This is a genomic window from Novosphingobium sp. P6W, assembly GCF_000876675.2.
Taxonomy (GTDB): domain Bacteria; phylum Pseudomonadota; class Alphaproteobacteria; order Sphingomonadales; family Sphingomonadaceae; genus Novosphingobium.
Genome location: NZ_CP030353.1, coordinates 891,166 through 902,508, shown reverse-complemented (window position 1 = coordinate 902,508; position 11,343 = coordinate 891,166). Strand labels below are relative to the sequence as shown.

The window sequence follows — 11,343 nt, the reverse complement described above, 5'->3', positions numbered from 1 at the left end:
CACGCCGGACCTTCTGATAAAGCTCCACTCTCTTCATCCTTCTCCTCCGCCCAAAAACGGAGGTTAGCAGGACTGGCCCCTTTTTATCCCGGTGCTCTCAGCCGACGGATGGCCCCTTTTATTACCGGTGTTCTCAATCGGACTAGCGTACGCGCGGATGACCGCTTTTCGCGCATACACGAAAGTAGCCGGACAGTCCGCAATCGGCCAGTCCAAGGCATCCAGAATGAGGAAGCTGCCGGTCCGCACCTGAGAGCGTAAAAATGGGTGCTGAATGACCGACAAGGGTCGACTTCGTAAGGCCGTCTCCAGCCAAACTCTGTCGAAAAGAGTGACTTTGGAATTTAGAGATCATGCCAACCCGGTGCCGGAGCGGTATTGTCGCGCAAACTGGATTTCGGCGGGCGCATGGCATAGTCTTGCTCCACGATACATTCTGGAGCTCCCATGATCGACCGTCGCCGGTTCCTTACTTCCGCATCGGCGGGAGCCGCCATACTTGCAGCAGGCCAAGTGCTCGCCCGCGCGCCTGCGCAGCCAATCACCGCAGGTTCGGGAAACCCCGTGCTTGCTGCATTTATGGACAAGTATTTCGAAAGCGAGATCGACGCCTCGCCAGAGACTGCGACCGGTTTTGGGCTCGACATCGGCGCACGCGCCGCACTGAAGTCACACCTCAAAATCCCGACGCTTGAGCGTGAAGAGGAAGACCGAGCCCGCACGCGCAACGCACGTATTGAGCTTGGCAAACTCGACCGTGCGTCGATGGGCGCGCAGGACGGTATTTACTACGACACGATCGAGGCTAACCTTGATGCGGTCATTCGCACTTACGCCATTCCATATGGCCAGGGCGGGTGGCCCCAAGTCTACCGCGTCAGCCAGGGTGGCGGCGCTTATCTCACCACCGGCGACTTTCTCGACAACCAGCACACTATCAAGAATGCGGCCGATGCCCAGGCTTATGTGTCACGCGTCAACGAGTTCGCGGACGTGCTCGCCGCCGAGACCGATCGGATGCTTGAGGACTTTGGTATTGGCGTCATCCCGCCGGATTTCATACTCAAGAAAACGATCGGCTTGCAGGCTGGGATGCTGGGCACGAAGGCAGCTGATTCCACGCTTGTGGGCTCAATTATGCGGCGTACGGGCGAGCAATCGATCGCGGGCGATTGGGGCTCACGCGTCGAAAAGCTTGTTGCCGAGCGGGTCTATCCTGCGCTGCAGCGCCAGAACGATGCGCTGAAGGCCGCATTGCCCAAGGTCGGACACGATGCCTCAGTTGCGCGCCTGCCGAAGGGTGAGGAGTACTATTCCAACAGCCTGAACTACATCACCACGACGCGAATGACGGCGGACGAGATTCACCGCGTCGGTCTTGAGCAGGTCGCAGAGCTGACCGCGCGGTCGGACGAGATGTTGAAGAAGCTGGGGCTCAGCAAAGGCACTGTGGGCGAGCGCATCACCGCGATGAACGCCGACCCGGCCAACGTCTATCCAAACACCGATGCGGCCAAGGTTGAACTCGTCGCGCACCTCAATAAGCAGATGGCTGCGATGCAGGAGCTTTTACCCAAGGCCTTTGGCCGGCTGCCAAAGTCCAAGGTCGAGATCAAGCGCGTCCCGCCTGAAATTCAGGAAGGGGCAGCGCAGGGCTATTATAACTCGCCCAGTCTCGATGGCACCCGTCCGGGCATTTACTGGATAAACCTTACCGACACGGCTAACTGGCCCAAATACGGCCTACCCACGCTGACCTATCATGAGGCAATCCCCGGCCACCACTTGCAGATCGCGCTGCAGCAGGAAAGTGCCGCAGCGCCCAAGCTAATGAACCTGCTGGGATTCTCCAGCTATACCGAAGGCTGGGGGCTTTATGCCGAGCAGCTGGCCGATGAGCTTGGCGCTTATGATAACTTCCCGATGGGTCAAATCGGCTTTTATCAGAGTCTCCTGTTTCGCGCCGTGCGTCTCGTCGTCGATACAGGCCTCCACTCGAAGGGCTGGAGCCGGGAAAAGGCGATCGGCTACTTGATCGACAACACGGGCCGCGCCGAGGGCGCCGCGACTTCCGAGGTGGAGCGCTATTGCTCGTGGCCGGGGCAGGCCTGCGCCTACAAGGTCGGGCACAATGAATGGCTGCGTCTGCGAGAGAAGGCACGTTCAGCCTTGGGTGTACGCTTCGACATCCGCAGCTTCCACGATACCGCGTTGGCGGGTGGCGGTATGCCGCTGACGGTGTTGGAGCGTGTCGTAGACAACTGGATCCTCGCGCGCAGGTCCGGCGCGGGCTAATTGCCGTCGATCGCTCCAACACCGACGTTCGCTATTCGGCCAGTCTTGGGCGTCCATATGGCTAAGCGGACGGACTGCAGCTGGGAACGAAAAATCGGTGGCTGAAGGTCCACAAAGGGTCGGAAACGGAAGGCTTCAGGCTCCGGCAAGGACTTTGGTAACTTCGTCAAGACTGCCCTTCACGACGACATAGTTTCCCTTCTCAAAATTAACCGCGCTGGCATCATTTCCCCCTCTATAACGCCGCACGAAGTTCACTCGGTCAGCGTTTATCGACACAGCGTCACCGTCCGGAGTTTCAAATTGCACGTATCCGTTCATGAACTTCCTATTCCAAAATGGCTATCGTAACCGGATCACCACGGTCTTGCACCACTTGATCCACACGTAAGGTTGGAAAGCAGACCGTCGGGGCCTGGTGAGCGAAAATTGACCGCTGAATGGCAAGGGTGGGTCGATATCGCTTCGCAGCATTGTAGGATGACCTTGCTGTTCAGTGATGCAGGATCAATGAGCTTACAGCTTGCATTCAATGGTCTGGACAATCGCCCGCTGCGTATTTTCAGTCAAGCTTGCCCCTTCCAACCAGCCTCGTCTTCTTGGTTGGTATCGGTCTCTGGAGCCTGTATCGGCTCGCTTTGTGGCACGATCACGCGGGGGGCCAGTGCTGCGCTCCTGGTCTGCAACTCAGCCAGACGCTGGTCGGCAGCATCGGGGTTCTCACCTGCGCTGATAACAGCCGCAAGATAGCGGCCTGCCGCTGTCTCACTCTCAAAATACGCTGCTTCGCTCGATGTGTTACCAGGATCTGCATCAAGCTTCTGGACAGCCATCACGTCGAACGCACCGCATTCGTCCAAGCGTGCCCATGAAAACTCATGAGCCAGCCCCTCATAGCAATTCTGGCTAAAGATCATCGCTCCCGCCAGCGCGTCAGCAGTGTAGACCCTTCTGAAATCCTTGGCGGCGGACTTGATGCTCAAGGCTTCCAGCGGTGCGACGGCTGGCGGAGCCGCACTTGCGATTGCCTCGCTCGTCTGCGAGGTGAAGTTCGCGGCGGCCTGCTGCTGTTCACTTTTTTGCGCCGATGAGCACTGCGCGATCGCGATCACAACAATAAGGATGACGGCCAAGATGCCACATCCTGCGGCGCTATTATTCGGCTTGGCCGTTCCTGCCCCCGTCATTTTGATCCAGTCCGTTCCCCAGCAACGTCGAACGCTATCGGGGGTGAATATAGCCTTTGCAAGCAACTTGTTGCTTTGCCGCCATCGCCCCTTGCCTGACTAATGAAAGGTCGTGTCCCGCGGGGTGGTGTAGGAAGGTTTCCCTGAGAGGGTGGCCACCGTCGATCTTCTGGTAGGGTTCGGATGCGAACTCGAACCTGGAGAAGAAGACGATGACCGAGGACAGAATGGCCCTTGTCGAGCTGATTGAGCAAGGGGCTGATAGCGATTTGGTGCGTGAGATGCTGGCTTTCGCCGCAGAGCGTATGATGGATCTCGAGATCGAGGCGAAGACGGGCGTGCCTTGCGGATCACGCAGCCCTGAGCGGCTGAACCACCGCAACGGCTACCGCGAGCGAGGTTGGGATACGCGAGCTGGCCGGATTGATCTGGCGATCCCGAAGCTGCGCAAAGGCAGTTACTTCCCAAGCTTCCTGGAGCCACGCCGCACTGCCGAGAAGGCCTTGGCGGCAGTGATCCAGGAAGCCTACGTCCACGGTGTTTCGACCCGTTCGGTCGACGATCTGGTTAAGGCGATGGGCGCCAGCGGTGTTTCAAAGAGCCAGGTCAGCCGTTTGGTTGCCGAGATCGACGAGCGGGTGAACGCTTTCCTCACGCGACCGATTGAAGGCGAGTGGCCCTATCTATGGATCGACGCCACCTACCTCAAAGTGCGCGAGGGCGGACGGATTGTCTCGACGGCGGCGATAATCGCGGTGGGCGTCAACACCGATGGCCGGCGCGAGGTTCTGGGCGTAGCCACCGGCCCGTCGGAAGCCGAACCCTTCTGGAAAGCCTTCCTGCGCTCGCTGGCGGATCGCGGCCTGCGAGGTGTGAAGCTGGTCATCTCCGACGATCACAAAGGGCTGCGCGCCGCGGCCAGCAAGGTATTTGCCGCAACCCAGCAGCGCTGCCGGGTGCACTGGATGCGCAACGCGTTTGCCCATGCCGCGCCGAAACAACGACCCGCTGTCATTGCCATGATCAAGACCATCTTCGCGCAGGAAACGGCCGAGGCAGCGCACCAGCAGTGGGACCAAGTTGCTGATGCCCTGCGCGAGAAGTTTCCAAAGCTGGCCGACATGATGGACGCATCACGCGAAGACGTGCTCGCCTACATGGCCTTCCCCAAGGATCATTGGGCGCAGATCGCCTCCACAAATCCACTGGAAAGGGTCAACAAGGAGATCAAGCGAAGGGCAGACGTGATCGGCATATTCCCGAATGACGCTGCCGTCGTTCGTCTCGTCGGAGCACTCATGCTGGAGCAAAACGATGAGTGGGCGGTATCGCGCCGCTACATGACACTGGAAACCCTCGGCTCGGTGAGCCATAACCCTATCGTCAGCTTGCCAGCACTGGCAGCCTGACCTGAACCTGATCCTGCCGTGGATCGACGGTTCCTACACCACCCCGCGGGACACGACCCTAATGAAACTCCTATTTAACGTGCGGCAGTGGGGGACTTTATGACAATTATCGTGTGCCGGCCGGTGCCGGAAGACGCAGACAATTTGCCAGCTATACAATCTCATCTCACCAAATTTCATCCCCATGTCATAGTGGAGGCGGGCGAAGGATCTCTGACTCTCGAACATGCGGCCAGCCTTGAGACGGACCTACGACGAGCGTTCCTTGCTGCCTCCCTCACGGTACGATTCGCCGCGCGCACTGCCGATTTTCGCCATGACATCTGGGAGCGCCTTTTGCGATGATCGTTCATCCAGCGAGAGTGCGTGCCCTGTCGTCCGGCAGTCTGTTCGTAAGCGATACCGGGCGCTTTTTGCTGGCTTCGGATGCCTTTGTGGAGCGAGCGGTCGTCGGCGGCATCACTGAAGCTGATGGCGCTGCGCTTAGCGCGATGGGCCACGCTGTCGATCCCGATGACGAATTCTGCATGCACAGCCATGCCTATGCTCTCGCCGAACGCCTCGATCATGCGAATCATCTAGATTACCTAATCGTCGTTCCCACGCTGCGCTGCAATTTAAATTGCAGCTATTGCCAAGTCTCTCGCGCGGGCCTCAACCAGCAGGGGTTCGACTGGAACGACGAAACCCTTGCCTCTGTCTGCAAGATCATCGATGATCTCGGGACGGACAGCATCAAGATCGAGTTCCAAGGCGGCGAGCCAACGCTTCGCCCTGACCTCATTCGGGCCGTAATGGAGCGTTGCGAGCGCTTTTCGCATAAGCAATTCGTGATCTGCACCAACCTGCAACAGATCCCGGATGAAGTGCTCTCCATCTTCGACCGCAAGGACGTGTATATCAGCACGTCCCTCGATGGCACGATATCCTCGCACGAGGCGCACCGAACGGGGCCGGCAACTTCTGCATTCGTCGATAATCTGCAGTTCCTGGTATCGCGTTACGGCCCTGGGAAGATCTCGGCACTGCCGACGCTGGATCCACGCAATCCGCCCAAAATCGACGAAATCATCGACACCTTTACAGAATTTGGTCTCTCGAGCATTTTCCGTCGCCCCATCAACTTTCAGGGTTTCGCCCGAAAACGCCACAAGGCATCACAGGAGCAGGATCAAGCTTGGCGCGGGTATTACGAACGATTTGTACGGCGCGTTATCGAGCGCAACTGGCTCGATCAGTCTCAGTGCCTGGAAGAAACCTATTTCAGCATCTGCCTCCGCAGGATTTTCCAACCCGGCTCCGACCGGCATGTGGACCTCAGGAATCCCAATCCGATCGGGGTCGATTACGTGGTCATCGACTACGACGGGACCGTATTTCCGACCGATGAAGCCCGCATGCTGGCTCGTTCGGGAATTATCGATCTCTCCATTGGTGATGTGGCTACCGGGTGGGACACCGAGAAACGCCAGATCCTGAACGAGGCCTCGACTAACCAGTTCGACCCGAGTTGTAGCGTGTGCGCGTATCAGCCCTACTGCGGCCGCGATCTTGTAGATGATCTTGCGCGCTACGGAAGGGTGGATCGCGAACGTACGGATACCGAATTCTGCCGCCGGCACATGCACATTTACGACTTCATATTTGAACTTGCGTACTCGGATGATCCGGCCGTGCATTTGTCCTTAGCAAAATGGTTGCGCCTGCCCGCCGTCCCCAATGAGTTGGGGCCGCGGCTGTCATGATCCCGCTCACTCTCCAGATCGCGGCCGAAGCCGACAAGGCGTTCGTTACCCGCTTACGCACGGATTCTGGCCAGCTTCAGGACGAAATGGATTCTCTCCTGCTGGCCGATGATGAAGGTGGAACAGTCTTCGCCGGCCATCGGGGGCTCATCTCCATCGACGGTTTCAACGGTGAGGAGCTTGCAGGCGACGTCCTGCTCGTGGAACCGGAGATGGGCCGCGCAGAGCGACTTCTTCGCAGCCAGTCAGCGCACAATACCCTCCTCGTCACCGAACGTTGTGACCAGTTGTGTGTGATGTGCTCGCAGCCCCCGAAGAAGACCCACGTCGATCGCTTCGACCATTTCAAAGACGCCTGTCTGCTGGCTGAGGCCGATAGCGTAATCGGAATTTCCGGCGGCGAACCGACGCTATACAAGGCCGAGCTACTTGATCTCGTTGAGACAGTGCTTACCCGGCGTCCTGACCTCACCTTTCACATATTAACCAACGCACAGCATTTTGGTCACGAAGACATCGCAAAACTTCGCGCCCCGCTCTACGACCGCGTGGCGTGGGGCATTCCCTTATATTCGAGCGTTCCAGCCGTGCATGATTTCATCGTTGGCAAACAGGGTGCCTTCCAACGGCTGCACGCCAGCCTGGGCGCTCTTCTGCAGGCGGGCGCGAGGATCGAGCTGCGCACCGTTCTCATGTCGAGTAACCTCGCCGATCTGCCTGCGCTATCGCAATACGTCGCAGCACGGCTTCGCTTCATTGAGACGTGGTCAGTCATGCAGCTCGAGAACATCGGTTTTGCCAAGAACCGTTGGTCGGAGCTCTTCGTGGACCATTCGAGGCAGTTTGATCCGATCGGCAAGGCTGTCGACCACGCTCTGCTTCATGGGATCGACATTCGATTGTTCAACTTTCCCCGGTGTTCCGTGCCCGCGAGCTATCGTGCGCTTGCACCAGCATCGATCTCCGATTGGAAGCGCAAATACCAACCCGCTTGCGCTCCGTGCAGCGAGCGGGACCTGTGCTCCGGCTTCTTTGAATGGCATCCTGACGATGAAGCTGGCACGAAAGTCACGCCGCTATGATCCCCAAGAAATTTCTGATCCCCAGCCTTATCGCGGCCGGACTGTTCCGGCCTGACACTCTTCAGGTCGCGCTAGCGCATGCCGCCTCCACTCCCGTGGACGATCCGAACGATGCAAAACTGCTTCAACGGTTCACCCAGGATCATCCGATGCATTTTGCAGACCACCGGAGCCACAGCAGTCACAGGAGCCATAGCAGCCATCGTTCTGGCAGCGGCGGCCATTACAGCCATACCAGTCATCGATCGAGCACAGGAGGATATAGCTCACCCAATTATTCTCCGCCCGCAGCCAGTCCCGTCTATTCGGCTCCGGACAGTAGCACGGCGGTGGACACCTCTGCGGCCAGCCCAGATCAGAATTCGACCTTGCGTCCGCGATCGCTTGCCGATCTGCCCAGCACGGCGGGTCCCGACAGGGCATCTCCTCCCCAGTCGGGACCGTCGGCGACAATGGAGGGACGGACGGAACGTTTCAAGGCCGTGGTCCGTCGCGTCCAAATCGGCCTTCTTGGTCACGGTGACTACGCGGGTACTATCGATGGTCATGTCGGGCCTGCAATGCGCAAAGCCCTGCGAAAATTCCAATCGACCCACAAGCTCACTGTTACCGGGACGATCACGCCGCAAACATTAGATGCTTTGAAGATTGCTAGCAGTTAACCCGCAAGGCCAACACTGCTACACGGTCAAAAAGCGGACGGTCAGCAAGTAGCAAGGGGCGATTTGGCGTTGAGAGGCCGGAATGGGTCGCGAGCCGCCGAAACCCATCGTTCGCGCCTCAAAATTGCCTCCCGGCAACGCACGTTCGCTCATTCAACGCGTTGTCCCTCGGCCTCTATTTTGGCGCTGTTGAGTACTCGGCGAACGTTTAAGTGGAACGCGATGCGGGCGATCGGCTCCCAATAGGCGATCGGATCGATGCGCAGCACGGTCTGCGCTTTCAGCGTGAGCCTCGTGCCGCCATTGCGTAGGGGCAAAAGCACGTATCTCGTGTCACCGGTGACGACATACCCGGTCAGGTGCGGGGTGTTGAGGTGGCGATAGGGGCTCATCTCTTTCATCGCCGGGGGCTGCGAAAGGACGGTGAACGCCAGCACGCGGCCGGGTTTCCATTCGGTCACGCGCTCCACCGCGGTCCCGGTCGAAAAAACGCCGCGGCGCGTAGCGCCGACGCCTTCGCCCTCGAGACTGCTGCGGACCGGGTAGGCCAGCCCCGCAAGTGCAGGGAGGCCGGGTGACAGGCCGATGGGTGCCTCACTGGTGATCGCCTGCCACACCGCCTCCGGCGCAGCGGCGATGTCGATGCTCTCGACCGTGTCGATGGGGGGCGCGGGCGGCATGCTAGCTTCGAGCGCGAACAAGGCCGGAAGTATGGCGACGGACATCAGCGGTCTGTTGCTATGATGCCCGAACAGGGCGATGGCCCGGCCGAAGGCGCCTCCGAGCGCGGCGGCGGCAAGACCGAGCGGCGCGACCAAGGCGATGCACATGAAACCCTCCAGCGCGAACATGAGCAAGGCGAGCCCGCCCAAGGCCCCGGCTGCGAGAACATGCGCCATGGTCCGCGCCCCGGTCTGCGGGGTCCGCCGGTTCACGATATAGCCGGTCGTCATTCCGACCACGAAGGGCGTCGCAACAAAAAGGCCCCAGCCATAAGCGCCAAGCGTCAAGGCCGAGATCAGCACGGCGGTGACGATGATCGCTATGCCCGCTAGCACGCCCTGCAGAACATCGGCCAGATCCACCGCGCCGCCTCGCCCCCCCTCCGGCTCACTGTGCCGGCGCGGCATTGCGCCTAGCAACATGACGACGACGATCTGGAGCACCGGAAAGACGGCAAACAAGCTCAGCTTATGGCCGCGCCCGGACCAGTTCGCGCGGCGAAATGAAAGAGCCGCCAAGCCCCAGGCGGTCACGAACGCCAGCGCGAATACCGTCGCGGCCTGCGTGGCCGTCACTCCCGGCATTCGTGCAAGATGGCGTAGCGGCAGGAGCCAGAACCACGCATCGACCTGTAGTGCCACGCCTCGCCAGCGATAGCAGAGCGCCACCACGAGGTTCTGCGACAGCAAAAGCACCGGCGCGGCCAAAGCATAGACCAGCGGTGAAACACACCCCTCGAAGGAAAAGAGCTTGCGCATAGCTCAGGCCCTCGCCGCTTGGGAGAAGCGGCCGTAAGTCCGGTCATGCGCCGCTGCTGGCCGCAGTTCCTTGCGCGGCGCCATGGTTTCGGGCGTGACCACGTCCCACGCTAGCCCGAGCTTCTCCAGCATCGCGATCACTCGATAGCCCCAGTCGCTTTGCCCCGGATAGAGCCCGATCCGCGCCGAGGCCGGGAAGGCATGGTGATTGTTGTGCCAAGCCTCGCCCATGGTCGGGATCGCAGCCCAGGGAACGTCGTGGGCCTGTACGCCGGCGGTTTCCACGAGCCACGACTGAGGCCCGCGCCGATGCGCGAGGTGGCCGACGAACCAGTGGCCGGTGACGCACACGCTCACCCGGACGCACACGCCCCATATCACCCAAGGCAAACCTCCGGCGAGATACAGGGCTATGCCGACCGGAACCTGCTGCACCATCCAAGTATGCTCCAGGAAGCGGTAGAAGCGATCCTTTCCTGCCCGCCCAAGATCGAACGCCGGAGGATCCGCCAGTTCGAGACGGCAATGAAGTTGCCACCAAGCGTCGATCAGCATCGGACGCCGGTGCGCAAGATAGTCGTGACATTCCCTCTGCCGCTGCGCCCAGTCCCTCAGGTCATGCGTGCGGATCATCCAGAACGGCCCACTCATGCCGACCAGCGTGCCGATCCACACCAAAGCCCGCTCCAGCCAGAGCGGGCACGCGAAACTGCGATGGATCATAAGGCGATGGAAGCCGATGCTGTGCCCCAGCAGCAGCGATGCGCCCGTCAGCACAAGGAACACGCCTAGGGCCGACCAACTGATGAAGACAGGGGCCAGCACGAGCGAGATCACCATCATGCTCCCGTGCCAGGTCGAATGGACTGGATCCCATCGAACCTTGCCCTCGACCGGACTGCAGCCGGCGATTTCGATCAGGCTGTTCACCGTCGTTTCGGGCGGCGCGGATGGGGCATGGTTAGGGAACACGTCGGGCATCACGACCTCCGAGGTAATTAGTTCATTGCTTAATTACCAGAAGGCCCTTGTCAAGTGATTAGCTCATTCCTTAAATAAGCCTCATGCAGAAAGTGTTCGAAGCCCTGGCCTCCACCCCGCGTCGCAAGATCCTTGCGTACCTGAGCCATGCCGAACTCAGCGCTGGCGATATCGCCTCGCGCTTCGAGATGTCGAAGCCTGCGGTATCCCAGCATCTGGCCGTGCTAGAGAATGCCGGGCTGGTCAGCAGCGAGAAGCGGGGCCAGTTTGTGTTCTACAAGCTTGTCCCGGACAACCTGCTCAACACGCTCCACACATATGCGCAGGAAGTGTGTCCGGTTTCTCGTCCGCTGAAGGCCGAGAGTGCCAAAATCGCTGCAAAAAAGGCGATCGGACGTGACGATGTAGGAAAGCGCGACGGACAGGAATCCGATGCGAATTGACTTCTGCCTGCCTAAGCGCAAGTCGCGGACTCGAATCCGCGCGCTGGTCCACGCCGGT

10 protein-coding genes are annotated in these 11,343 nt (G+C 59.8%); 6 read left to right on the top strand and 4 right to left on the bottom strand.

Annotated features, from left to right (window positions below):
• The first annotated feature begins 447 nt into the window (after positions 1 to 447).
• A complete protein-coding gene (locus tag TQ38_RS20380) occupies positions 448 to 2,295 on the top strand; it encodes a DUF885 family protein (RefSeq protein ID WP_043977298.1) in 1,848 nt (615 codons plus the stop codon).
• 566 nt (positions 2,296 to 2,861) lie between these two features.
• Here the strand turns inward: TQ38_RS20380 and TQ38_RS20370 are convergent.
• Positions 2,862 to 3,428, bottom strand: a complete 567-nt coding sequence (locus TQ38_RS20370; RefSeq protein WP_162792331.1) for a hypothetical protein — start codon at positions 3,426 to 3,428, stop codon at positions 2,862 to 2,864.
• A 266-nt stretch (positions 3,429 to 3,694) separates the two neighbouring features.
• On the opposite strand from TQ38_RS20370, the gene TQ38_RS20365 reads away from it, so the two are divergent.
• The 3 genes from TQ38_RS20365 (at position 3,695) to hxsC (ending at position 7,718) form a co-directional block, all read left to right on the top strand.
• A complete protein-coding gene (locus TQ38_RS20365; RefSeq protein WP_043970547.1) occupies positions 3,695 to 4,891 on the top strand; it encodes an IS256 family transposase in 1,197 nt (398 codons plus the stop codon).
• A gap of 341 nt (positions 4,892 to 5,232) precedes the next feature.
• Positions 5,233 to 6,636, top strand: a complete 1,404-nt coding sequence (gene hxsB, locus TQ38_RS20360; protein ID WP_043980659.1) for a His-Xaa-Ser system radical SAM maturase HxsB — start codon at positions 5,233 to 5,235, stop codon at positions 6,634 to 6,636.
• On the top strand, positions 6,633 to 7,718 hold the full coding sequence (hxsC, locus tag TQ38_RS20355; protein ID WP_043980658.1) for a His-Xaa-Ser system radical SAM maturase HxsC: 1,086 nt from the start codon (positions 6,633 to 6,635) through the stop codon (positions 7,716 to 7,718). Before hxsB ends, hxsC begins: the two co-directional genes overlap by 4 nt.
• A 355-nt stretch (positions 7,719 to 8,073) precedes the next feature.
• On the opposite strand, the gene TQ38_RS31340 is transcribed toward hxsC, so the two are convergent.
• Positions 8,074 to 8,196 (bottom strand): hypothetical protein, encoded by a 123-nt coding sequence (locus tag TQ38_RS31340; RefSeq protein WP_255417996.1) that lies wholly within the window; start codon positions 8,194 to 8,196, stop codon positions 8,074 to 8,076.
• Here TQ38_RS31340 and TQ38_RS31500 point away from each other — a divergent pair.
• Positions 8,171 to 8,380 carry a peptidoglycan-binding protein gene (locus tag TQ38_RS31500; RefSeq protein ID WP_370059833.1) on the top strand — a complete coding sequence of 70 codons (210 nt, stop codon included), beginning with the start codon at positions 8,171 to 8,173 and terminating at the stop codon, positions 8,378 to 8,380. The two genes, TQ38_RS31340 and TQ38_RS31500, sit on opposite strands and share 26 nt — an antisense overlap.
• A 149-nt stretch (positions 8,381 to 8,529) precedes the next feature.
• On the opposite strand, the gene TQ38_RS20345 is transcribed toward TQ38_RS31500, so the two are convergent.
• Positions 8,530 to 9,861 carry an SRPBCC family protein gene (locus TQ38_RS20345; protein WP_043980657.1) on the bottom strand — a complete coding sequence of 444 codons (1,332 nt, stop codon included), beginning with the start codon at positions 9,859 to 9,861 and terminating at the stop codon, positions 8,530 to 8,532.
• A 3-nt stretch (positions 9,862 to 9,864) separates the two neighbouring features.
• Positions 9,865 to 10,842 carry an acyl-CoA desaturase gene (locus TQ38_RS20340; protein ID WP_043980656.1) on the bottom strand — a complete coding sequence of 326 codons (978 nt, stop codon included), beginning with the start codon at positions 10,840 to 10,842 and terminating at the stop codon, positions 9,865 to 9,867.
• A gap of 83 nt (positions 10,843 to 10,925) precedes the next feature.
• On the opposite strand from TQ38_RS20340, the gene TQ38_RS20335 reads away from it, so the two are divergent.
• Positions 10,926 to 11,285: a metalloregulator ArsR/SmtB family transcription factor gene (locus TQ38_RS20335; protein WP_043979580.1), complete on the top strand. Its 360-nt coding sequence runs from the start codon at positions 10,926 to 10,928 to the stop codon at positions 11,283 to 11,285.
• Positions 11,286 to 11,343: the final 58 nt, after the last annotated feature.